Origin of the sequence: Chryseobacterium sp. (assembly GCF_019236175.1) — a bacterium.
Taxonomy (GTDB): Bacteria; Bacteroidota; Bacteroidia; order Flavobacteriales; family Weeksellaceae; genus Chryseobacterium.
The window spans coordinates 93,464-117,060 of the sequence record NZ_JAFAJM010000019.1 but is presented as its reverse complement, the minus strand read 5'-3'; the positions used below and the strand labels follow the sequence as shown (position 1 = coordinate 117,060).

The 23,597-nt window shown below is 35.9% G+C and carries 19 protein-coding genes; 9 read left to right on the top strand and 10 right to left on the bottom strand.

Features of this window, described 5'->3' with window-relative positions:
- The first annotated feature begins 27 nt into the window (after window positions 1–27).
- The 5 genes from JO178_RS16735 (at window position 28) to deoC (ending at window position 4,505) form a co-directional block, all read left to right on the top strand.
- Window positions 28–1,290 carry an NAD(P)/FAD-dependent oxidoreductase gene (locus tag JO178_RS16735; protein ID WP_291938331.1) on the top strand — a complete coding sequence of 421 codons (1,263 nt, stop codon included), beginning with the start codon at window positions 28–30 and terminating at the stop codon, window positions 1,288–1,290.
- Window positions 1,287–1,958, top strand: coding sequence for a tRNA (guanosine(37)-N1)-methyltransferase TrmD (trmD, locus tag JO178_RS16730; protein WP_291938330.1), 672 nt, complete (start codon window positions 1,287–1,289; stop codon window positions 1,956–1,958). Before JO178_RS16735 ends, trmD begins: the two co-directional genes overlap by 4 nt.
- 365 nt (window positions 1,959–2,323) lie before the next feature.
- Window positions 2,324–3,259: an endonuclease gene (locus JO178_RS16725; RefSeq protein WP_291938328.1), complete on the top strand. Its 936-nt coding sequence runs from the start codon at window positions 2,324–2,326 to the stop codon at window positions 3,257–3,259.
- A gap of 27 nt (window positions 3,260–3,286) precedes the next feature.
- Complete coding sequence (locus JO178_RS16720) at window positions 3,287–3,757, top strand: Lrp/AsnC ligand binding domain-containing protein (protein WP_047490188.1); 471 nt, start codon at window positions 3,287–3,289, stop codon at window positions 3,755–3,757.
- Window positions 3,758–3,761: 4 nt separating this feature from the next.
- Window positions 3,762–4,505: a deoxyribose-phosphate aldolase gene (gene deoC, locus JO178_RS16715; protein WP_291938322.1), complete on the top strand. Its 744-nt coding sequence runs from the start codon at window positions 3,762–3,764 to the stop codon at window positions 4,503–4,505.
- Window positions 4,506–4,563: 58 nt separating this feature from the next.
- Here deoC and dusB read toward each other — a convergent pair whose 3' ends face one another.
- Window positions 4,564–5,559 carry a tRNA dihydrouridine synthase DusB gene (gene dusB / locus JO178_RS16710; protein WP_291938320.1) on the bottom strand — a complete coding sequence of 332 codons (996 nt, stop codon included), beginning with the start codon at window positions 5,557–5,559 and terminating at the stop codon, window positions 4,564–4,566.
- Window positions 5,560–5,756: 197 nt separating this feature from the next.
- On the opposite strand from dusB, the gene JO178_RS16705 reads away from it, so the two are divergent.
- Complete coding sequence (locus JO178_RS16705) at window positions 5,757–7,727, top strand: T9SS type A sorting domain-containing protein (protein WP_291938318.1); 1,971 nt, start codon at window positions 5,757–5,759, stop codon at window positions 7,725–7,727.
- 73 nt (window positions 7,728–7,800) lie between these two features.
- Here the strand turns inward: JO178_RS16705 and JO178_RS16700 are convergent, their stop codons facing one another.
- Window positions 7,801–11,037, bottom strand: coding sequence for a hypothetical protein (locus JO178_RS16700; RefSeq protein ID WP_291938316.1), 3,237 nt, complete (start codon window positions 11,035–11,037; stop codon window positions 7,801–7,803).
- A gap of 153 nt (window positions 11,038–11,190) precedes the next feature.
- Between JO178_RS16700 and JO178_RS16695 the strand changes: the two genes are divergently transcribed.
- The 3 genes from JO178_RS16695 (at window position 11,191) to JO178_RS16685 (ending at window position 13,932) form a co-directional block, all read left to right on the top strand.
- A complete protein-coding gene (locus JO178_RS16695) occupies window positions 11,191–11,967 on the top strand; it encodes a T9SS type A sorting domain-containing protein (protein WP_291938314.1) in 777 nt (258 codons plus the stop codon).
- A gap of 206 nt (window positions 11,968–12,173) precedes the next feature.
- The gene (locus JO178_RS16690) at window positions 12,174–13,004 is read left to right on the top strand and encodes a T9SS type A sorting domain-containing protein (RefSeq protein ID WP_291938312.1); all 831 of its coding nucleotides are present in this window, start codon (window positions 12,174–12,176) and stop codon (window positions 13,002–13,004) included.
- Window positions 13,005–13,122: 118 nt separating this feature from the next.
- The gene (locus JO178_RS16685; protein ID WP_291938310.1) at window positions 13,123–13,932 is read left to right on the top strand and encodes a lamin tail domain-containing protein; all 810 of its coding nucleotides are present in this window, start codon (window positions 13,123–13,125) and stop codon (window positions 13,930–13,932) included.
- Between the two features lie 53 nt (window positions 13,933–13,985).
- Here JO178_RS16685 and JO178_RS16680 read toward each other — a convergent pair whose 3' ends face one another.
- The 8 genes from JO178_RS16680 to JO178_RS16645 all read right to left on the bottom strand — a co-directional run bounded on the left by JO178_RS16680 (window position 13,986) and on the right by JO178_RS16645 (window position 23,308).
- A complete protein-coding gene (locus tag JO178_RS16680; protein WP_291938308.1) occupies window positions 13,986–16,808 on the bottom strand; it encodes an aminopeptidase in 2,823 nt (940 codons plus the stop codon).
- A gap of 55 nt (window positions 16,809–16,863) precedes the next feature.
- On the bottom strand, window positions 16,864–18,243 hold the full coding sequence (gene pyrF / locus JO178_RS16675) for an orotidine-5'-phosphate decarboxylase (RefSeq protein ID WP_291938306.1): 1,380 nt from the start codon (window positions 18,241–18,243) through the stop codon (window positions 16,864–16,866).
- Window positions 18,244–18,357: 114 nt separating this feature from the next.
- Window positions 18,358–18,699: a DUF1232 domain-containing protein gene (locus JO178_RS16670; protein WP_291938304.1), complete on the bottom strand. Its 342-nt coding sequence runs from the start codon at window positions 18,697–18,699 to the stop codon at window positions 18,358–18,360.
- Between the two features lie 85 nt (window positions 18,700–18,784).
- Window positions 18,785–19,324, bottom strand: a complete 540-nt coding sequence (locus tag JO178_RS16665) for a TlpA disulfide reductase family protein (protein ID WP_291938302.1) — start codon at window positions 19,322–19,324, stop codon at window positions 18,785–18,787.
- Between the two features lie 41 nt (window positions 19,325–19,365).
- Complete coding sequence (locus tag JO178_RS16660) at window positions 19,366–19,929, bottom strand: thioredoxin family protein (protein ID WP_291938300.1); 564 nt, start codon at window positions 19,927–19,929, stop codon at window positions 19,366–19,368.
- A gap of 17 nt (window positions 19,930–19,946) precedes the next feature.
- Window positions 19,947–21,017: a chorismate synthase gene (aroC, locus tag JO178_RS16655; protein ID WP_291938298.1), complete on the bottom strand. Its 1,071-nt coding sequence runs from the start codon at window positions 21,015–21,017 to the stop codon at window positions 19,947–19,949.
- Between the two features lie 41 nt (window positions 21,018–21,058).
- Complete coding sequence (locus JO178_RS16650) at window positions 21,059–22,702, bottom strand: hypothetical protein (protein WP_291938296.1); 1,644 nt, start codon at window positions 22,700–22,702, stop codon at window positions 21,059–21,061.
- A 51-nt stretch (window positions 22,703–22,753) separates the two neighbouring features.
- Window positions 22,754–23,308 carry a glycine zipper domain-containing protein gene (locus JO178_RS16645; RefSeq protein WP_291938294.1) on the bottom strand — a complete coding sequence of 185 codons (555 nt, stop codon included), beginning with the start codon at window positions 23,306–23,308 and terminating at the stop codon, window positions 22,754–22,756.
- Window positions 23,309–23,597 lie beyond the last annotated feature (289 nt).

The window sequence follows — 23,597 nt, the reverse complement described above, 5'->3', positions numbered from 1 at the left end:
TAAATAAAATCAGTAAATTTGTGTATTATGGAAACACGCGAAAAAATCATCATTATCGGAGGAGGATTTGCGGGGCTGCAGCTTGCAAAAACATTGAATAACAAGAACAAAAAAGTAATTGTTCTGGACCGGGTGAATCATCATATGTTTCAGCCGCTTTTTTATCAGGTGGCCTCAGGAAGGATAGAACCTTCCAATATTTCCTTCCCTTTCAGAAAGATTTTTCAGCAGTCCAGAAACACTCAGTTTCGTATGACCGAGGTGAAAGAAATTGATCCGGTACATCACAAAGTGATTACTGACGAAGCCGAGTTTACTTATGACAAACTTATCATTGCAACAGGCTGTAAAACTAATTTCTTCGGTAATAAGGATCTTGAAAGTAAAGCTTTCGGAATGAAGAATACCCAGGAAGCAATCGGAATAAGAAATCATGTTCTGATGACCTTTGAAAAACTGATTATTGAAAAGAGCCGCAGTGATGACGGAAACTGGAATATCGTCATCGTAGGAAGTGGTCCTACCGGAGTAGAATTGGCGGGCGCTTTTGCAGAAATGAAAAAAGAAATTCTTCCGAGGGATTATCCTTATATGAATTTCGATCATCTGAAAATTATTCTGGTAAGTTCTACAGAAAAACCCCTGGCTGTAATGAGTGCCGAAGCCCAGGAAAAATCTGAAAAATACCTTAAAGATCTTGGAGTCACATTCATGAGTGGTGAGATTGTTACAGAATACGACGGCGATAAGGTATACCTGAAAAGCGGAAAAGAAATTCCGTCAAATAATGTGATTTGGGCGGCAGGTGTTACAGGAAATGTTATCGATGGTTTTCCGGAAGAAAAATTAGTCAGAAACAGATATATAGTAGACCGGTATAATAAAATAAAAGGGTACGATAATATTTATGCTATCGGAGATATTGCCTATATGGAAACTCCAAAATATCCGCAAGGACATCCGCAGGTAGCGAATGTGGCCATTAATCAGGCTAAAAATTTAGGGAGAAACCTTTTAAAGAAAACCCCTTCCGAATGGAAAGAATATGAATATGACGATAAAGGCTCATTAGCGACTATTGGAAAGCACAGAGCCGTTGTTGACTTACCCTTTATAAAATTTCAGGGATTTTTAGCCTGGTATTTCTGGATGTTTCTCCATTTAATGTTAATTTTGAGCGTTCGAAATAAGCTGGCCATATTCTTCAACTGGATGTGGAGCTATTTCAATAAAGATTCATCTTTAAGATTAATTATTATACCTACAAAGAAAAACGGAACATTACAATGAGAATTGATATAATAAGCGTACTTCCGGAATTGATGGAAAGTCCGTTTAAAACTTCTATTTTGAAGAGAGCGATGGATAAAGGACTGGCTGAAGTCCATTTTCATCACCTGAGAGACTGGGCAATCAATAAGCACAGACAAATTGATGATGAGCCTTATGGAGGCGGAGCGGGAATGGTGATGATGGTAGAGCCGTTGGATAAATGTATTTCAGAATTGAAATCCCAAAGGGCATATGATGAGGTGATTTATCTGACACCAGACGGAGTGACGCTGAACCAGAAAATAGCCAATACACTTTCTATTAAAAATAACCTCATCTTCCTATGTGGTCATTATAAAGGAATTGATCAAAGAGTAAGAGACCTTCATATTACCAAAGAAATCTCAATAGGAGATTATGTTCTTACCGGAGGAGAACTGGCTGCCTGTGTTCTTGCAGATTCAGTGATCCGATTACTTCCAGGGGTTTTAAATGACGAGCAAAGTGCTTTGACAGACAGCTTTCAGGATGATTTACTTTCACCACCCATCTATACAAGGCCTGAAAGCTATAAAGGTCTGGAGGTTCCCAAAGTACTTTTAAGTGGGAATTTTGCGAAAATTGAAGAATGGCGACATGATGAGGCCGTAAGAATAACAAAAGAAAAACGTCCTGATTTACTTTAAAAAATAATCTAAGTGATCAAATTAACATTTTAATATTTTTTTAATATATTCTTTTGGTCAGGTCGTGAAATGGAATAATATTTGTTATATAAATTCTCATTTAGAAAAAAATTAGTGTTTTTAGATTAAAGTTAAAATTTTATTTTGTTTTTTAAAAAATTCACCTGCTGTCTCATTTTAAATATATGAATTTAAATGAGAAAATTGTTGAATAATTAATTTATCTCAGTTTTTTCTGATGATATTTTTTGGTATATTTGATGGATTTCTTGTTAGGGATTTATTGAAGCAGGTTAAAGGAATTTAATAAAATAAATAATTTGACGATTGAGAAAAGAACATGCTAATTAAAGAAATTTGTGTTGATGGAACTGTTCTCTTTTTATAATGTTGAAAATTTATTTTTGCCTGATCCGAAACCTGTCCATAAATTGGATCCTACGAAATCAGGTTTAAGAAGCTGGGACGAAAGGAGATATAAAAATAAACTTTTTAAGATTTCTCATGCGTTTCAATTGATGAAGGAGGATAACGGTGCGATGCCATTTATAATAGGACTTGCTGAGGTTTCCGGAAGGAAAGTTTTAGAAGACCTTGTAGAAATGGAACCTTTTAATTCAGAATTTGGAATTGTACATTACAATTCTATGGATGAAAGAAAGGTGGATGTAGCCATGTTATACGATAAAAATAAAGTAGAGGTAATCGATTCCGAAACCATTACTTTCTTTTTTGAAATATCAAATAAAAACACAGGAAATTACGACACAACCAGAGATGTACTTTTTTCTAAAATAAAATATAAAGGGGAAATTATTAATGTCTTTATCGCGCACCTTCCCTCAAAGCGTGAAAAAGATATCAATAAACCCAAAAGAGCCTTTATATTGAATGAGATCCGGGAACGGATGATGAAAATAGTAAATGATGATAAGGAACATGTTATATTGTGTGGTGATTTCAACGAAAACCCGGATGATGAAAATTTAGTTAAAATTCTCTATGACAACGATCATGAGAAGGTTTTAATGAATCCTTTTCAAAAGTTGTATTCTACAAGAAATTATTCTACTTTTCATTATAAGTCTGGATTGTTGTACGATCAGATTATCATGTCGAGATCTTTTCTTGACAATAAGATACTTGCCTTTCAGGAGGCCTGTATATTTAATTCTGAAAAATTAAGCAGCAGAACCAGAATGTTTGAAGGCAGGCCATTCCGTACCTATGCAGGGACTCGGTATTTGGGAGGATATAGTGATCACTTCCCGGTTTTTGTTAAATTTAGAGACTTACCTTAAAAAACATAAATAATAAAAAAGTAGAAAATGAAAAATTCGAGCAACACAAGTTATCATTTAGATTCCATCGACAAAGAGATTATTTACATGTTGATGGATAATGCTAAAACATCTTTAGCACACATTTCAAAAAACGTTGGAATATCTACAACAGCGGTACATCAAAGAATCAAAAAACTCGAGCATGCCGGAGTTATTGAAAACTCAATATCATTCCTTAATCCTAAAAAAATCGGATATAAGGTGATTTCGTATATTGGTGTGTTTTTAGATCAGCCCAGTCATTATCCTGATGTGGTAAAGTCTTTACATGATATTAATGAAGTAGTGGAAGCCCATTATACTACAGGGAATTATACCATTTTTCTGAAAGTTCTTTGTAAAGATAATGATCATTTGATGCAGATTCTAAGCAAGCTTCAGAAACTGAAAGGGGTAACAAGAACAGAAACTTTTATATCCCTGGAACAAGGTATTTACAGACAATTGAAAGTATAACGATATGAACATAGCCCAATATTTGGATTCAACGTACTTGAAAACCCCTGAGCAATCAGGAATTTCAAATGAAGAAACCCTTCAAAAAGATAAAGAACTGGCTCAGGAAGCTATTGATAATGGTATTTTCGCGGTGATGATCCGTCCGGATTACGTATCAGATATCAAAAAGTATATTCAGGAAAGAAATTCAAATGTTGCAGTAGGAACTGTAATAGGTTTTCACGAAGGAACATATTCTATTGATGAAAAGCTGGCTGAAGCTTCAAAAGCAATTGAGGACGGAGCAGACGAATTAGACTTTGTGATTAATTATAATGCATATCTTCAGGGAAATACGGCATTAGTAAAAGAAGAGTTTGTACAATGTACACAGCTTGGGCTGAAACATGACAAGATTGTTAAATGGATTATTGAAATTGCCGCATTGTCAGATGAGCAGATTGCTGATCTTACCAAAAGTATTTCTACTTGGGCAGAAGAGAATTTTACTGAACATGATTTTCCTCATATTTTTGTGAAATCATCTACAGGTTTTTATGTAACAACCGAAGGAAAGCCCAACGGAGCTACTTTTGAGGGGATAAAGATTATGCTGGATAATGCAGGGAAATTGCCGGTAAAAGCTGCCGGTGGAGTAAGGACTCCGGAAGATGCAGAAAAAATGATTGGTCTGGGAGTAAAGAGAATCGGAACTTCTTCAGCGTTAGCATTAATTCAAAATCAATCTTCAGCAGAAGGATACTAATATAATTCACTTATAATGATAAAAAAAACCATCAAATGAAAGTTTGATGGTTTTTGTTTTATACCTGTTCCTGATAAGCTTCGTAAAACGCCTGTGTTTCTGTAATCAGATGATCCATTTCTTCCAGGGTAAACACTTCAAGGAATTTTTTTCTGAATTCTTTAAAATGAGGAACTCCGCGGAAATAATTACTGTAGTGTTGTCTCATTTCAACTAATCCCAATCTTTCTCCCTTCCATTCTACGCTCCATTCTGCATGTTGACGTACTGCTACTAAACGATCAGCAACAGTAGGGGCTGCCAAATGTTCGCCGGTTTCAAAGAAATGCTTGATTTCGTTAAATATCCATGGGTAACCAATGGCCGCACGTCCGATCATAATGCCGTCACATGCATACTTTTGTTTATATTCTAAAGCTTTTTCAGGAGAATCTATATCTCCGTTTCCGAAAATAGGGATTTCAATATTAGGATTTTGTTTGATTCTTGAGATATGTTCCCAGTCTGCTTCCCCTTTGTACATTTGTGCGCGGGTTCTTGCATGAATGGTTAAAGCTTTGATTCCTGTTTCCTGTAAACGTTCTGCTACTTCATCGATATTGATGGATGTACTGTCCCAACCCAGACGGGTTTTAACAGTTACCGGCAAATGAGTGGAGCTTACTACTGCTTTTGTAAGACGTACCATCAGGTCTATATCTTTCAAAACACCTGCTCCTGCTCCCTTACAGACTACTTTTTTTACGGGACACCCAAAGTTGATGTCCACCAGATCCGGGTTTACAGCCTCTACAATTTTTGCAGACAAGGACATCGCTTCTTCGTCTCCACCAAAAATCTGTATGCCGACTGGCCTTTCATAATCGAAAATATCCAGTTTCTTTCGGCTCTTCATAGCGTCACGTATTAAACCTTCGGAAGAAATAAATTCCGAATACATAAGGTCTGCGCCATGCATTTTACATAAACGTCTGAATGGAGGATCACTTACATCTTCCATTGGAGCCAGCAAAAGTGGAAATTCCGGCAGCTCTATGTTGCCTATTTTTATCATGCTGCAAATTTACGAAATTCTAAAAAAATACTATTTAACTATTTTTTTTCAATATCCTGTGTTTCGTTTGTATTCGTTTATTTAAGGTATTTTATGAATTTTCGTTTAATTAAAATTCAATTTAAGTTATTAATTTTCATTGAAGTTCAATTTTTATTGAAAATATTTTTATACATTTAGTAATAAAATTAATAATAATGAGAAAAATTCTATTTTGTCTGATGGCAGGTATTGCCGTCTCCAGTTTTCACGCCCAGGTCAGTTTATCCGCAACAGCAGGTACAACGACAGGAACCTACACTACATTAAAAGATGCATTTGATGCCGTTAATGCAGGAACCCATCAAGGAGGAATTACAATCAGTATTACAGGAAACACAACGGAAACTGCAACAGCAAGTCTGAATGCAAGCGGAGGTACAGCAAGCTATACTTCTCTGTCGATAAAACCGGCTACCGGAGTTACCGCAACTATTTCCGGAAGTATTGCCAGTGCACCACTGATAAAAATTATGGGAAGTAATATAACACTGGACGGAAGTAATGATCCTACAGCAGGTACAAAAGATCTGACGATTACCAATACTTCCACTACTGCTCCGCAGGTTCTTACCTTTATAGCAACTTCTGCTGCGACGGCGAATACTAATATTACTGTGAAAAACCTTAATATTATTAATGGAATCAATACTTCATCTGCTTTTGTAATATACGATGGAAATGCTTCCCCCACCGGAGGTTACTTTAGCAACGTAGTGATCCGGAATAATTCCATCAAGAAAGCCTATATAGGAATTTATCTATTAGCCGCAATCAGTGCAAATAATGGATTTAATACTCTGATTACAGGGAATGACCTTACAGCTTCAGGTACGGATGCCAACCGACTTGCAGGAATTTACGTACAGGGGGCAGATGGAGTAATGGTGAGCAATAATAACATTGGAAATTTTGAAACGCTGAACACAGAAATTAAGAGGGGAATCTGGTTTGCAACGGGAACAGTGAATTCCTCTGTTCTCTCCAATACAATTTCCAACCTTGGATATACAGGTACAGGTGCCGGAGGAGCATCCGGAATTACGGTTACTACTGGAAATACCGGTGCATCTGCTATTGCTAACGTAACAGTACGGGGAAATACAATTTCTAACTTTAATTCCAGTGGAACCGGAACCCTTTTTGCCGGAATTTTTGCCGGAGGAACACAGACAACCGGAATGATTGTGGATAATAATAAGATAAGTGGTATAAAAAATACCAATGCAGGAGGTTACGGGGCACAAGGTCTTTATCTGGCTACTACAAGTACTGCTGCAAATACTTTAGTATCAAATAATGTGATTAACGGTATTTCCGGTAATGGGTATTCATTGGGTGGGGATACCAATGATAATGGTAACGGAATTATAATCAGTTCAGGGGCTGGTTATAAGATATATTATAATACGGTGGTAATGAATGTTAACCAGACGGTTTCCGGAAGACCATCAGCTTTTAATGTTACCAACGGGGTAACTGCAGCCGGAGCGATTGATGTGAGAAATAATCTTTTTGTCAATACCCAGACACAAGCCGGTGATAAATATGCCATTTATTCAGGAGCAGCAAATACTGTATTTTCAACTATAAATTATAATGATTATTATTCTTCAGGAACAAATCTCGGATATATAGGGAATGCTGCAAAAGCTTTATTAACCGATGTTCAGGTAGGTTTTGGAGGAAATGCGAATTCTCTGAATATTCTTCCGGTATTTGTTTCCGCTACTGATTTTCATTTATCCACTACCGGCAATACGGCTCTTGATAATAAAGGGACACCAGTTGCTGATGTGACCGTGGATGCGGATGGTAATACGAGAAATGCCGTAACACCGGATCTGGGTGCTTTTGAATTTACTGCAAACGTTCTGGCAGTGAATGAAATGACTAAGAATAATAAAGTAAGCTTCTACCCAAATCCGGTAACAGATTATCTTTATATCAATGGAGCCGGTAAAATTAAAGATGTTGAAGGCTACAATATCTCAGGTCAAAAAGTCATCAGTGAGACTATTAATGCTGAAAAAGGCAGTGTAGATATGAGAAAATTACCTGCAGGGGTTTATGTCTTGAAAATGAATGGAGAAAAAGAATCACAGTCTGTTAAAGTGATTAAAAAATAAAAATTATAAATTCACATAGAGGCTCCGGTACTGGTATCGGGGCTTTTTTATGGTAAAAAAATAATGGTAGAAATCAGAAGCTGGCTTTGACCTGCATACTTCCGATATGAATCGTTCGGTCTCCGGAATTTCTGCCCTCATAATTTAAGTTCAGCTGAATAAAGGAATTAATAGCCTGCTGGATAAATATACTCCATACCTGGTTCTTTCCGGGCTTTAAACCGTCCAGCATCTGGTTTCCTACAATACTGTAATTGTTTCCGGTGAACGTATTGTTAATAAATGAGAAATTTCCCCTGATAGACGTTTTTCTGCGTTCCCACTGGATTGTTCCCGTAATATCAAAGGCTTTCAGAAGTTCTTCACCATCTATTCTCTGTTTCTTACGATAAGCTGCAGAAAATTCGGTCTGAATGGCGTCTGTAAATTTATAAGTTGCTTTTGGCTTTGTTTCAATATTATTGAGACGGTAATCTCTTGTGGCGAAAAGCTGTGAAGAGTTTTTAATATCATGAAGTGAATTTTCCCAGTCTACCCTGAATTCTTTATTGAACCAATATCCTATATTAATGAAATGAGAAGTCTGCTCACGTTCTTCGTTACTGAAATTGGCATTGATAAGATTGTCATTGGATATAAAACGGTAGTTGCCGTTCCACCCTGATTTATCGGTGGGATTAAACTGAACGGAGGTTAAAATATTCTGGTTTTTAAGAATTTGGTCACTGTTTTTTTCAAACGGATTAAGCACTAACACCTTGTCTTTTTTATAGAATGAGTTTTGAGAGTTCAGGGAAATATTGAAATTCCAGCGTTTTAAAAATGCATTTTCAGAATTAAAAACAATAGCAGGATTAACAAATAAGGCAAGCTGTAATTTGTTTTTATTAGAAGGAATATAACGCACAGAATTGGTATAAACACGGATGTACTGAGCAAGGTCAGAATACTCTGCAATCTCAAATTCATCAAGCTGCTGCACACCATCTCCGTTATAATCAGTCCATTTATAGATACCCTGTCCGTCAGTTACCTTAATGTATTGAAATTCTCTTTGCGCTTCCTGCCCGTTACCCAGTTCATAGAATGCCTGAAGTCGCATACCGTTTCTAAAAAGCTGCTGATTGTAAAGGATGTTTCCGACAACGAAGTCATTATTTCTGGTAGTAGCTCCTGCATCTACATTCTGGTAGAAAAATTTTCTGTAATGTATTAAAGCATTTAAGGTCGTTTTCTCATTTTTAATAATCTGACTTTCGGCCATAACTCCCAGGATATTATTCATATTCTGAAGTCTGTTATCACGTACCGAGTCGTTATCTCTCATATAGACTTTGGCAAGAAGTTTAGTCCGGGTACTATCTCCGATTTTCTTTTGAACAAAGATTTCCTTCCAGCTGAAACTTGTGACATCCATCAGTTGAGTGTCATTGTACTTCTTTTCATTGTGTTCCATACTTCCTCCGATAGCCCAGCTTCCTTTTTTACCGGTATATTCTGTTGAAACAGCCCCCCGTATAAATTTAGTGTCCTGTAAAATCGCATTGGTGGTAAGGAGAGATAAATTCCCTTTTGTAAGGAATTTTCCGGTAATCCACCCGAAATCTAAATCGTTTTTAAGCCCTTTGTAAGATGCCTGTTCATTTAAATAATTGATGCGATAATTTAGACTGGATTTATTATTCCATTTGTTTAAAAAGCTGAATATAAATCTGTTCTGTGTCTTCTGGTTGAATTCCTGAGCCAGGTTAAAATCCCTGGAGAATTCTACATCATTGATCCGGTCAAGAATATGGAATTGTCTGTCGATATATTGATACTCAAAACTTGGAGTACCTCTCCAGTTATTTTTGGTAAAGCTTTTATTTCCGAAAATACGCCACGCATATCCCAGATTCTGATCAGCGTCTTTTGAAGAAAATAAATTAATATCATAATTACTCAGGGAAATATCGGCCCCTATTTTTCCTTCATTCAGCAGATATTCTGAATTAAGAGAGAATACCTGCGACTTTTGGGGAGAAGGAAGCTTTCTTACAGCTTTATAATCTCCCGCATTAGGGCCCATATACTCAAAGACACGCCCGTTATTGGTCGTTTGTGATACTTTATAATCTCCCAGATTTGCTCCAAAATAAGTGAAAGAAACCTGATACAGCGTTTCATTCTGATCTGTGGAAAACTCATAATAATTTCCGGAAGTACCGGATCTTAAGCCGTATAATATTTTATTCACATCATAAGGTGTGACAACTCCGGACGGAGCATACATCAGATTGGGATCATTTCCTGCATTGGCCAGAATTTCTTCATCTTCTTTGGACAGATTCAAGGAAAGCGGAGCATTTTTATTATCATTTTCCATAAACCAGTTGAAGCCCACTTTGAATTTTTCTCTTTGATGCTCAAGCTTACCGGTAAACAGATATCTTGAATAATTTCTGTTGGCATAGTTATAAGAAATGGTGATAAAGTTCTGCTGGAAAATCGGGCGGAAACTGGTGAAGGTAACTTCCCCCGTATTGTAGTTGATGATATAATCCTGGTTTTCCCCGCGTTTCATTAAAATACCATCAATAAATACCTGCTCCGAACCGGAAATTAGAGTGATAAATAACTCCCCGTTTTTACCTGTCAACCTGTATGGTCCCTGGTTTCCTTCAATTCCCTGAAAGCGGATTCTATGAAACTCACTTCGTGCAACCCCCATGGAAATATCTACAAACGTTTTATTTTCATTTCCGAATTCCGTCTGAAACTGGAGTCCCATACTTCTTCGCTGATATTTGGCAAAATAATTTTTAGCCTCCACAAGATCCAAATGCCCGGCTCTGAGGATTGATTTATCCTTGATGTTGAGCTGCATATAAATTTTATCGAATTCCTCTAATGTCTGAGTATAACCATCCGCTTGTATAGGAAGATTATGGTCTGAAATACTCGCTAAAATGGTAACATCTTTTGACAGCCGGCCCGAGATCTGAAGGTCCATAGAACTCTGTACGGACTGCCCCTGATTATTCCCAAACGTAATCCCACGGATAATGGAGCCTTTAGAATTAAGTTCCCCTAAAAATCGTTTTTTATCATTTTTAGCGAGTACCGCTTCATCGATAACAATCTTATTGTTAGTTCTTATAAAGTCGAGGGTGTCTTTTGCGAAAATATCCTGTTCAAGCCTTGCAGCGAGAATACTGTCTTTTTTTATGCTGTCCTCAGGTACATTCGGATTTTTCCATGAAAATACCTGGGCATTTCCCGAGAATATGCCTAAGAAAAATAAAACAAATAGAACAATACAATTCCGCAAGCCAGTAAAAATAATCCGTAAAAATACTTAAAAAATGTTAACAGCAATGGGTCAACTATTATTAACAAAAAATTAACCTATTTATTGTATTAAGTTAAAAAATAGGGTTAATTTTGTTGCAGAGAAAAATAATAATTATTAAAATTTTAAATCATGAAAAAACTTTATTCTTTTTTTGCTACCGTATTATTAGCAACAGGGGTATTTGCTCAAACCGTTTTTAGTGCTACATTTGATGATGTAACAGGAACAGGCGGAAATGATGCAGGATGGAGCGGAAGTGTTGCAGCATCCGGATTTTCGGATGGAAGCACATCTTACACAACGGGCGGTGCATGGACTTTCGCCAAAGTTTACAAAGGAAATCAGTGTCTTAAAGCAGGAACGAGTTCTGCAAAAGGAACAGTGACAACTCCTACATTCAACTTAACAGGAAACGGAACTTTAACTTTCAGAGCAGGAGCATGGAATGGAGCAAGTGAAGGTACAACATTGAATATTTCTGCTACAGGTGCTACTTTAGGACAAGCTAATGTAACGTTAGTAAAAGGAGCATTTTCTACTTATACAGTAAATATTACGGGAGCTACAGGGCCTGTAACTCTTACATTTGAAGGAGCAGTAGCTTCCAGTAACAGATTCTTCATTGATGATATCGTTGTGGCTGCCGGATCTACTTTAGCGGTTTCTGATATCCAAAAAACAAAATCAGGAAACTTTGTAAAGAATACATTGGTTAAGAATAATGAAATTATTTTCGGATCTGACGTAAAAGATGTGAAAATTTTTAACATGTTCGGACAAATTGTAAAAACAACTTCTGTAAAACAAAACGGAACGGTAAGTGTTGCTGAATTAACAAAAGGAAGCTATATCGTAACAGGTACAATCAATAACCAACCGGTTTCTGAAAAAATATTGAAAGACTAATTCTTTTTAGATAAAAATATACATCATCCGTTTCATTGAAGCGGATGATTTTTTATATACTAAAATAAAAGGTTAATGTATTGAAAAACAATATGTTAAATTGATTTTAATTTAACTTTAAATTATTATTAAATATTAAAGCATCACCAAAGGACGGGGATGCTTTTTTTGTAGTTTTATCTGGCAAATTTTAAAAAAAATTATTTATGAAAACCTTTTATTCTCTATGGCTTGCTATAGCAGCCTCATCGGCTATGTTTGCCCAGACAACAATTACCCAATGGAATTTTGATGCAGGTAATATTACTCCGTCCACCGGAGCGGGAACAGCAAGTTTTGTTACGACTAAAGCTTCGGGTACCCAGTATCCGTCAGGAAATCCCTCATCAGGAAAATCATGGAGTGCCACTTCATTTCCTGCACAAGGAACAGCATCCGGTACAGCAGGTTTTAAGTTTGATGTGAGTACTGCAGGATATACAGGCATTTCGGTGTCTGTGGATATTGCCGGTTCAAATACCGGATCAATGTACTTTCAGATGCAGTATACCACAGATGGCACTACATGGACGGATGTAGGAAGCCCTTCTGTAGTGGGACTTCCCACTGCATGGACGACCATTCAAAATTCTATTCCTGCAGCAGATAATAATGCAGGCTTTGGATTCAGGCTCGTTTCTGTTTTTGAACCTTCTACCAGTACTTATAAAGCAATAAATTCAAGCAATTATGCTGGGAGCGGGACAATAAGACTAGATAATGTTACTGTTTCAGGAACTGCTTCAAGCTTAGCTGTTTCAGAGATTAAAAATGTAAAGACTGAGACTCTGGTAAAGAATTCTCATGTGACAGATAACGAAATTCAGTTCGGATTACCATCGGAAATTAAAATTTTCAGTGTCAGCGGAAAATTGCTGAAATCTGCTTCAGTAAAAAAGGATACATCTCTGAATGTAGCAGATCTGTCTAAAGGAATTTATATTGTAACAGGTACCCTGAACGGTGAGCCGGTATCTCAGAAAATTATGAAAGATTAATTTTTTCAGGATACAGAAATACAGATCACCCGCTTCGAGAAGCGGGTGATTTTTTCAATACGCTGTGGTACTATTTTTGATGATTTTGAATAGAAAACTATTACTAAAGTTTACTCTGATGAAAAAAACATTTACTATTGCCGGGCTGGTACTGATGACTGTATTTGTCAATGCCCAAATTGTGATTAATGAGATCTATGGTGGCAATGAGAACTCAGGTGCCATCTTGAAAAATAATTATATCATTTTAAAAAATATAGGTTCGGCACCGGTTTCATTATCCGGAGCTACTATTCAATATGCACCTGCAGTGGGGGCTTTTACACAATACCATACATTGCCGGATATTACTTTAAATCCCGAACAAACTTATCTGATACAGGAAGCCGCAATAACAGGAAGTTCTGTGGAGTTACCAACTCCCGATTTTATTGCTACTAAAGTCATTAATTTTGACGGAAGTCTTAATAAATCAAGCGGAATAAGAATCTCAGGGGTCTCCGGAAAAATTGCTTTAGCGAATAATAATATACAGGTTCCGGGACCTTCCTCTTCCAATCTACTGGATTTTGTAGGGTATGGTTCCAATGCTGACCAGTTTAAAGGTGACGGACCTGCCCCGTCTCCGACTCCTACAACCGGGATTGTGAGAATTGCAGGAAATAATGAAAATAATATGGCAGATTTCTCTCTGGAAGGAAATGCCAAAACAGGATTTGTTCAAAATCCGTATATAAAAGGAAATGAAATTATTTTTGGATCAGAGATTACGGATGCCAGAATATATGATTCTTTCAGGAGAGTGATCAAAAAATCACCTACAAAAACTGCTTTAAGTATGGATATCACAGACCTGCCTAAAGGCTCCTATATTGTAACAGGAACGATTAATAATGTTCCTATTTCTCAAAAAATAGTAAGAGATTAAGTATTTTTATAGTTGAAGAACAGCTGTTCCAATAGAGAGCTGTTCTTTTTTATTTAATACCAGCCTCTTCTGGCAGCATTGATTATTGATCCTAAATTAAGAACAAGAGTATATCTGATTCGCTTTGCATAATCTTTAAAGCCCGGCTCAAATCCCAGTGAAGATTGTACGGGGAAGTATACTTCAAGAAAATCAGGAATAATTCTTACTTTGATTCCGCTGTCCCAAATGAATTTTGGATCACGTCCCTGATTTTTATATAAACCGGCATCAGCATAAACATGGAATATTTTCCAGATACTGGAGTCTACATTAAAAGATGTAATCCATTGATTGACTGTTCCCGGAATAAATGATTTAAACCCTCCGTCTGCCAAAATAAACTGCTGGGAAAGAATGCCGCTATTCGCACTTTCTCCTAAAAGACTGTATGAAAACGCATAATTCGAGACTCTGGAAATTCCGTAATTAAACAAATCGTTTCTCGTATTGTTTTTGATAAAATAGCCGGCAAATAAGCGAAGACTTAATTTTTGTTTAGGCGCAAATTCCCAACGATAGAATCCTTCAGCAGTAAGTTTGTTGAAATCCTCCATTCCCTGTGTACTCAGGCTAAAGCTTTTTTCATGTATCATCTGGCTGTCACTGTAGCCGTAGCCGAAACTCCAGAGATTATATTTTTTGTAATCATCATTGGCAATCATTACCGGGTTCAGATCTCTTTCAAAGTAGTTATAAGAAAGACCTATGCTTCGGCTTACTGTACTTCTCGGGTTCTTTCTGAAACTGATGGATGAGAGTACAGTCCCTTTTCTATACGCTAACCCATAGTCATAATGAAAATAAGCTCCGGATACCCCGAATGTAAGACTTCTGATAATACTTTCAGCGGGAAGAAAAGAATAGGAGATTGCTCCTGAGCCAGTCAGTTGTCCTGTTCCCGTACTATAGGTTGGAGTAAATGAATACAAAAATTTCTGATCAAAGAAAGACTGGTTTTTTAAATTAACTCCCAAAAGGAATTTATCATAGGTATTATTAAAACGAACTCTGGGACTTATATAGATTTCATTATATTCCGGATTAGGAATATCTTTTATAAGTTTAAGCTTGATTTTTTTTGCATTGGAGAATAATCCTTTTGCATATAGAAAGTTATCTCTGTAATTGGACTCCGGAAAGATATAACCACTGTTTAAGGTGACTTTGTAAATGTTATCCGAAGCCGGTAGAGAGAGATTGGTAATACTTTGGTTTTCTTCAGTTTCGATCCAGTAAGCTTTCTTATCACCTTCTCTGGTTTGGGTTTCCAGTTTTACTGGAATCGCTGCATCCGTGTTTTTAACGATTTTGATCTGTAAAGAATCATTCTCTTTTTTAATATGTTTCAGCTTGAAATCAACTCTGTTTTTTTGCCTGAAAAAATCAGTCAGATATCGTGTGTTTTTGTCTTTTTCAGAAAGATCCTTCAGGAATTCTTCAGGGTTAATTTTTTGTCCTGAATGAATAGTAATATAATTTTTTATAATCGTATTGAACTTATCATAGCCCATTTTATCCGCAGAGTAATTGAATAAACTTCCGGTTTCAAAACCACTGATAGCCATGTCGTTGAAATTGCTGAGCGAAGAAAAATTTTCATCAATTTTCTGATCAAGGTTCTGAAGCATGATATACTGATAGGTTAGCCCGTAACGATCCAGTAGTTTTACTTTGGAAGCATGAAATATTTTTAGAGGCTTTATTCCGAATATTTTATTTTCAGGAAGACTTCCTAAAAGCTTTGTGTCATTGTAAAACTTTTTTAGGTATTGAATTTCAAGATATGATTTTAATCCGTTTTTAAACCAATGGTCTTTTTCTTTATCTGCAATAATATTCTCATCAAGAATTTTTTTTGTGATGATTCCGAAATAGTCGAGATCTGTTTTTTCCGCATCGGTAAATAGCTGAAATCTGAATTTCCAGAATGCAATATCATTATTTCCAAAAAAGTCTTCTTTCTCTCTGAATTTATCAGAAATAAAGAGGCTGTTGGGAAGGAAACCAATTTTATCTTTAAGGAATTTTAATTGTAAGGGAAGATAAAACTCAAGGTTTTCTTTTTCTTCAGGTCTGAGGTTATAGCCAAATTTAATATCAGTAATAGTTCCGTCTACATCAGCCTTAATGATAGGATACGAATTAGTGGAAATAACAAATTCAGGATCGGAATCCAGATATCCTTGAAAGGAATTCATCTGGATTTGCGGAAGGTTTCCTTCAATAAAGCTACTGACAGGAATATCAAAATTGATCGTCCAGAAAGTATTAAAACTTACAGGCTCTTCGGTATCAAGATAATTTTTTTGAGAAATATTGTCCGGATCAAAATGATCCGGAACAATAAAAAAGTATTTTAAGGCAGTATTCCGAGCGGATGTACCATATCCTGTAAATTGCTTATCAGGTAGCTGTATCCGGTATTGTAACTGCATAGTAACGGCTTTACCCGGTTGTAAGGCTTCTTTCAGAGGAATAAAAAGATTCTCATCGGAAAGATTACCGACAGCAACAGATTGGTGGTCTGAATTTTTAATGTCCAATTCCAATAGTTTACCCAATTGATCAGACTTTGCAAAATGCAGATCACTGTTTCTGTCTTCCAGTTTTCTGTAAACTAATGAAGTTCCCCGTTTGTTATAGGCAGAAACCCAGTTTAAGAGTTTTAAGGTATGAAGATCTTTATCAGAATGATTATAATACACTATTTCCTGACTGACTTCAAGTGTTTTTCTGTCAGAAGATAGTTTTGCTTGAATATATATACTGTCTTTCTGTGCAGAAACCTGAGCAACTCCAAATAACAAAATAAGACAAATGCTGATCTTTTTCAAATATTTCGTGATAAAGCACCAAATATAGCTTATTTTGTATATACTTTACAGGTTTTTAATTCTGAATTGCTTTTTTTTCCAAAGAATTAATATACGCATTCCAACCTTCTGTTTTATAGGTAATCGCAGAGGTTTCAGGATCGTCAGATTTATAGATTCCTCTTCCTACAATGATAAAATCTGTATGTAAAGTTTTAAAGACCTGTTCCGGAGTATTATACTGCTGACCTTTGCCATCTCCTGAGTCTGCCAAATTAACCCCCGGAGTAAATAATAGAAGATCTTCAGGAATTTTATTCTGAGATACTCCGCCGATTACATTCGGGTGAGATGAAGCGATTTTTAAAGCCTCTTCACGGTAGCTCGCTGTTGTCAACGTTCCTTTTGAAGACATTCCTACAATAGCTACCACTCCTACATTAGTAAAGCAGTCTAATGATTCGAACCCTCCGATTACCTGTGATGTTACGAAGTCTGCCCAATCTGTAATTTTGAATACACCACTAGTAAACTGAAGCTCCTGAGTGTTTCCAATGTCAGCAAATTTTCTGTCTTCCATTAATAAAAACTGGTGTTTTGCTGCAATTTGTTTTAAAGGGCTAATTGTTTTTTCGTAATCGAAATCGGAAATAATATCAATATGGGTTTTTAAAGCAATAATATGCGGGCCTACTTTTTCAGCTAAATCCAATAACTCCTGAGTAGTGGTGACATCTGCAGATGCAATAAGATTAGATTTTTTTGCAATAGCCGTTTCCAGTAATTTTTTCGAAACAGAATGCTGGGTGTTTTTTAATTTTTGTTCGTAAGAAGCTCTGATTTCTTCTTCAAACTGGATATGATTTCCCTGAAGAAAATCCTGAATTCTTTTTACCTCTTCATCTGATAATTCTCCTGTTTCCTGAAGAATTCCGCATACTTCTGAGATATTGAACAATGTGTGAACTCTGTATCCTTTGCTTTCCAACAATTGTTTTCCACCCTGCTCTCTGTCCAGGACTACAACAATATCCGAAACCTTCAGATCTTCCTGCTCTACTTCAGCAATTGTTTCTACCAAAGATTTTCCTGAAGTGATTACATCTTCTACCAGCAGACAATTCTGGCCTTTCTGATAAATTCCCTCAATTAGTTTTTTGGTTCCGTAGCTTTTTGCTTCTTTTCTCTTAATGATTAACGGAATGTAGCTTTCCAATGACATCGCAGTAGCCATTGGAAGTGCAGCGTAAGGAACTCCACAAATCAGGTCAAAATTATCTAACGGAAGCATTTCCAATAAATAGTTTGCAAGATTTTTTAAAATTTTAGGATCTGAAGCCAAAGGTCTTAAGTCTACATAAAACGGACTTTCAATACCACTTTTTAAGGTAAACCTTCCAAATTTGATGATGCCTAGTTTGTAGCACTCCAAGAAGAATTCTTTTTTACTTTCCATTATTTTTTATTAGATGTTGCAAATTTAAGGAATTGAAATAAGGCTCAAAAATTTATCGCTCATTTGTAAATAAAAAACCATCCGAAAGGATGGTTTTACACTATATAATAACTATTATTTTATGATTTCAGCATCAATTATTTTGACCCCGCTATATTTTTGCTGGGCTTCCCAAAGTAAAAATTTGTCAACTTCTTTGATGAGCTTAGGAATGGTAAGTGACAATACCGCTAAGTCATCCATTACTCCGAGTACAGGAATTGCAAACTCAGGAAGTAAATCAATAGGAGAGATGACGTATAAAATCCCCAGCAAAGGAAGAATGATATCTATGGATTTCATTGGATACATACCTTTTCTCCACATTTTTACCATTCTGAAAATATCAGGAATTTTTTTTATAAAACCTTTGTGACTGATAGCTTCTTTTGCAAGATTTAACTTTGAATATTTCATTTTGTGTTTGGTTTTTAAAATAAGTTTTTCAATGCTGTAAACTTCACAAATCCTGTACCAATAAATTATAAATTTAGTTAAAAGTCTATTTGATAATATTGTCAATGAACTGATGCACAGTCTCTGTGTTCCAATCTCTGTAGGCGTCTTCTTTGATAATTATTCTGCCTGTTTTATCCAAAAGGAAAGTGGTGGGAAAAACTTTAGGCAGAATTTTTTCAGATATAGGGCTTTGAGCAATATATACCGGAACCGTGTAATTATTTTCTTTCAAAAATTTTCTTACATCTTCTTCCTTATCATTCATCGCAATAAGTACAAAATCTACGTGATCTTTTCGGGTATCATAGAGCTTTTGAATGGTAGGCCATTCTTTTCTGCAGGGAGGACACCAGGTTCCCCAGAAGTTCAGGAAAACAGCTTTGTCCTTAAAGTTTTTAAGGTTAGTACTCGGTGCATTGATTCCTTTCAGATCAATATCATAATCTTCTTCACTGATGTGAACTGCATTTTCAATGGTAGCTACCGGAAAGAACTGATTTTTTAAAAAGTCTCTTACACCCGGTATCAAAGTAATGATACCAATAATGACGATGATTACAATATAAATAATAGTCTTTTTCATACACGATTTCTTTTATTGTCAAATGATCATTCAGGGCTCTTTTATAGTAAATCTAAGATTTCCTGAACAGCATCTTTACCTCTGTTTTTTGCATAATAGATCTGAAGATCATTGTAAAAACTGTCCTTAGGATACCCCTCAGGATCGGCTTTATACTTCATCAGTAATTCATAACCATATTTTGGGCGTGGTCCCCATGAGTTTTTTACATTGAAATCTTTATCCAGAATAATAACTTTTGGAATAGATTCCGTTCCATTTGTTAAAAACTGATTGATCAGGCTTTTATCACTGTCTCTTAAAAAGACCCTGATTTCATTATGACCTTCAAAGAATTTGAAAAGTGCAGGTACGGTAGCGCTTGCATCACCACACCATGCTTCGGAAATTATTAAAATCTTTCCGTCAAAATTTTTGTCAGCCAGTTCTTTACGTTGTTCTTCATCCGGGACATATTTTTTTACCGTTCTGTCCATTCTTTGAAGTCCCAGTTCGTAATATTGTTTATAATCAGCCTCCTGTTGGTTAGCAGGATTTTCTAATCTTTCTTTTGCAATCTGAAGATAGTCTTCAAAAGAAATTCCTTTATCCCAGTAATTTTTCATTACTAAAAATATTTATGTTAAAAGTTATTGATATTTCTTGTTTTGTTGATCAAAAACAGATCAGCAAGGACAAATGCAGCCAAAGCCTCCACTACAGGAACAGCTCTTGGAACGACACATGGGTCATGACGGCCCTTTCCTTCTACAATAACAGGGTTTCCATCTTTATCTATACTATCCTGAGGTCTCAAAATAGTGGCGACAGGTTTGAAAGCAACACGGAAATAAATATCCATTCCGTTTGAAATTCCGCCCTGAATTCCCCCTGAAAGATTAGATTTTGTACTAAAGTCTGTATTGAAAGCATCGTTATGTTCTTTACCAGTCATTTTGGCACCACAGAATCCGCTTCCATATTCAAAACCTTTGCAGGCATTAATATTCAGCATTGCTTTTGCCAACTCTGCCTGAAGCTTAGAGAAAATGGGTTCACCGATTCCTACAGGAACATTTTTAATAACACAGGTAATAGTTCCTCCGATGGTATTGCCTTCTTTTTTGATTTCTTTGATTCTGGCAATCATTTTTTCGGCAGTATCCTCATCAGGACAACGAACATCATTACTTTCGGTTTTAGAAAAATCTAAAGCCTGATAAGGTTTTTCACAAAAGATATCCCCTACAGAAGAAACATAGGCATTGATTTCAATTTCCGGTAATAATTGCTTGGCAAAAGCACCTGCAACTACCCAGTTCATTGTTTCTCTTGCTGAAGATTTACCTCCGCCGCGATGGTCTCTTAATCCAAATTTCTGATCATAAGTGAAATCTGCATGACTAGGACGGTATGCACCTGCAATATGGTCATAATCTTTTGATTTCTGATTTTCATTTTCAATAATAAAACCAATGGGTGTACCTGTTGTTTTTCCGTCAAAGATTCCTGAAAGAAACTTTACGGTGTCGCTTTCTTTTCTCTGGGTAACAATAGCAGACTGGCCGGGTTTTCTTCGGTTCAATTCATATTGAACCTGATTAAGGTCGACCGTTAAACCTGCCGGGAAATTATTAATGATACCGCCGTAAGCCACTCCGTGACTTTCTCCAAATGTTGTAAGACTAAGAAGATTACCTAATGTGTTGAACATGATACAAAATTACCTTTTTTTCTCCAGATAATAAAGTTTCACTATTTGTTCTGTTTATATGTATTTTTGATCATATTAATAATCGCCAGGGCTTCTTTTTTCTCACTGGGATTCAGTCTTTTCCAGATAAATCCTTTTCGAATATTATTTTTATCACAGAGCTGGGGAAAGATTCCGGCCTTTATATCATCGAAAATATAATTGGCAGAAATACAGGGGAGGGGAGTGTCAAAGTTATAGGGATAGTCTTTGGAAACATTAAATTTTAAATTTCCTATCCGGAAAGTATCAAAGCGATGATATTCGTAGACGGAGGGCTTATAGAGCTGTTGCTTTTCAAAGCCTGCCATAAATCTGCCTGGTCTGAAACTCGGAAGGTATTGCTGGATAACCTGTGGAAAAGACAGGATTGCAATTAAAACCAAGCTTAATACAGAAAAAGCGGTAACCGATTTTTTCTGATTAAAATAATAACTGAACAGGATGAAAAATATAACAAAAAATACATCGATGAAAAATCTGTATTGGGCTGAAAAAAACAATACTAATACAGTCTTTATCAGTAAAGATATGCAGATGAGTGTGAGGAGCTTTCTTTTTTTCTTCCAGGTAAATACTGAAAATATAACCAGACTGATAATAAAAAATAGATTGATTTTAGATTTGATACCTTTTAAAAATACCCAGTTTTTGATATAGTCATACGTAGAAAACTTTTGAATTTCTTCATATGAATACTGCATATCATAGGTTTTCTGAATAGCTATTTGTGAAGATATCTTTAATACTTCAGAATTAGGCTTCCAGTCTGCTCCCAAATCTATGAAAGATACAGGAAATACGGGATAGCCAAATGTCCATATATTTTTAATGAAAAATAAAAGAAGAATACAGCCCCCGAAAATTAATGATCTGAAATTAAATTTATAAATGAAAACCGAACATAAAAAGACTAGCATAGGAAGCCATATCATGGTAGGTTTTATTGCAAAAACAAAAACTGAAAAGGCAAAAAGAGAAGACAGGTTTTTATTTTCTGTTGTGATTTCATTTAAAATAATTAATGAAAAAACAATCACAGGAAGGTCCGGACTGGGTGACTGTGCAAATAATAACAGAACAGGGATAAAACACAGATGAATCCAGTTTTTTTTCTCCACAATATAAAAGGTGTAAACAATCAGTAAAATTGAGTTTAACCTTAAAAAGGGGTCCGAAAAATTTGAGAAACCTGCCTGAAAAATATGCCAGACAGACATTTGCCCCAAAATGAGATCCAGATTAGAAATTCCTTTAATCAATCCGTATTCTGAAATCCATTTAACCGTGGGAACATAATATCCGAAATGATCCAGTATATAAGGGTAAAAAGAGCCGGTTAATGCAATAACTAAAGAAACACTAGCGATTAAGAATAGGTCTTCTTTTGAAAACTGATACAACTTCCGGTATAATTTTTCTTTTAAAAAATAAAATAACCCTAAAGCAAGAGTCGGGATTTCGACATATAAATTGAGAGGAATAAAAAAGGAAAGTAGAGTCCATACAAGGCTTATTCCCAGAATGCCTGATAAAATTTTTCCTGCAATTCCCTGAAATAGGATTCCAAAGAAAATCTCCATGATTTTTCCCAATCCAATCAGGACCGGGATCATAAAAATCGTAGAAAATAAAATTAATATCATAAAAAAAGATTGCTTAAAAATAAGCAATCTTTATATGTTATAGTAAAAATATTATCTTCGGGGTTGTACTCTTCCGTCTTTTCTGTCCTGAGATCTGCCGATTGTGTATCCGGTAGCTCCACCTACTACACCTCCAATTACAGCACCCAGACCTCTGTTGTTCTTGGCAACGATAGCACCCACTGCGGCACCTCCTACAGTTCCTATAATGGTTCCTTTAGCTGCTTTACTCATCCCTTTTTTCTGAGTAGTTCCCTGTGAAGCACTGCTTCCGTTATCTGCATATCCGCCGTTGCTTCCTCCACCTGAATTAGAATGTGTGGTTCTGTCTCTGTAAACCGTTCTGGTCTCTCTTATGACTTGTGGTTTTGAATTATTTTCAGCAGCTACCTTTTTTCTGGTTTCTGAAATACTATCTGCCTTTTTCTGAGCTTCATACACCAGTTTTTCTTTTTCAATAGCCAGTTTCTGCTTTTCTATTTCAAGCTGTCTTGCCTGAAACTCAAGTTTTTGTTCATCCAGAGACTTCTCTGCTGTCCTGTCATCTTTCTTGCAGGCCGTTATCAAAAAAACGGATAAAAAACCTGCCAATACTATCTTTTTCATAATTCAAATTTTAATAAGCTTAAGCCTTAACGACTTTAGTTTTAGATTTATTTTCAATTTTGAAGCCAAAAATCAGTTAAAGAATGTTAAAATTAATGACGGGAATGCAGACATAATCAAAATTTGTAATGATAATCGAGTTTAACATAGGTTTTATTATACCAGTACATGTTTTCATGAAATGAATATTATTTTTATGGCCGCATGTTCTTAATCAGGGGGGCTTCTGTATATGTTCCGAATTGTAAATTTAAGTTCATTATTAGTTTTCGTTGAATTAATACGAGAT

What these genes read in the sequence shown, in the direction of transcription:
- JO178_RS16665 (WP_291938302.1), bottom strand. Translation starts at nt 19,324, where the DNA reads ATGAAAAAGACTATTATTTATATTGTAATCATCGTCATTATTGGTATC.
- JO178_RS16660 (WP_291938300.1), bottom strand. Translation starts at nt 19,929, where the DNA reads ATGAAAAATTACTGGGATAAAGGAATTTCTTTTGAAGACTATCTTCAG.
- JO178_RS16670 (WP_291938304.1), bottom strand. Translation starts at nt 18,699, where the DNA reads ATGAAATATTCAAAGTTAAATCTTGCAAAAGAAGCTATCAGTCACAAA.
- JO178_RS16645 (WP_291938294.1), bottom strand. Translation starts at nt 23,308, where the DNA reads ATGAAAAAGATAGTATTGGCAGGTTTTTTATCCGTTTTTTTGATAACG.
- JO178_RS16720 (WP_047490188.1), top strand. Translation starts at nt 3,287, where the DNA reads ATGAAAAATTCGAGCAACACAAGTTATCATTTAGATTCCATCGACAAA.
- JO178_RS16705 (WP_291938318.1), top strand. Translation starts at nt 5,757, where the DNA reads ATGAGAAAAATTCTATTTTGTCTGATGGCAGGTATTGCCGTCTCCAGT.
- trmD (WP_291938330.1), top strand. Translation starts at nt 1,287, where the DNA reads ATGAGAATTGATATAATAAGCGTACTTCCGGAATTGATGGAAAGTCCG.
- JO178_RS16695 (WP_291938314.1), top strand. Translation starts at nt 11,191, where the DNA reads ATGAAAAAACTTTATTCTTTTTTTGCTACCGTATTATTAGCAACAGGG.
- aroC (WP_291938298.1), bottom strand. Translation starts at nt 21,017, where the DNA reads ATGTTCAACACATTAGGTAATCTTCTTAGTCTTACAACATTTGGAGAA.
- JO178_RS16725 (WP_291938328.1), top strand. Translation starts at nt 2,324, where the DNA reads ATGGAACTGTTCTCTTTTTATAATGTTGAAAATTTATTTTTGCCTGAT.
- JO178_RS16690 (WP_291938312.1), top strand. Translation starts at nt 12,174, where the DNA reads ATGAAAACCTTTTATTCTCTATGGCTTGCTATAGCAGCCTCATCGGCT.
- pyrF (WP_291938306.1), bottom strand. Translation starts at nt 18,243, where the DNA reads ATGGAAAGTAAAAAAGAATTCTTCTTGGAGTGCTACAAACTAGGCATC.
- JO178_RS16735 (WP_291938331.1), top strand. Translation starts at nt 28, where the DNA reads ATGGAAACACGCGAAAAAATCATCATTATCGGAGGAGGATTTGCGGGG.
- dusB (WP_291938320.1), bottom strand. Translation starts at nt 5,559, where the DNA reads ATGATAAAAATAGGCAACATAGAGCTGCCGGAATTTCCACTTTTGCTG.
- JO178_RS16685 (WP_291938310.1), top strand. Translation starts at nt 13,123, where the DNA reads ATGAAAAAAACATTTACTATTGCCGGGCTGGTACTGATGACTGTATTT.
- deoC (WP_291938322.1), top strand. Translation starts at nt 3,762, where the DNA reads ATGAACATAGCCCAATATTTGGATTCAACGTACTTGAAAACCCCTGAG.
- JO178_RS16650 (WP_291938296.1), bottom strand. Translation starts at nt 22,702, where the DNA reads ATGATATTAATTTTATTTTCTACGATTTTTATGATCCCGGTCCTGATT.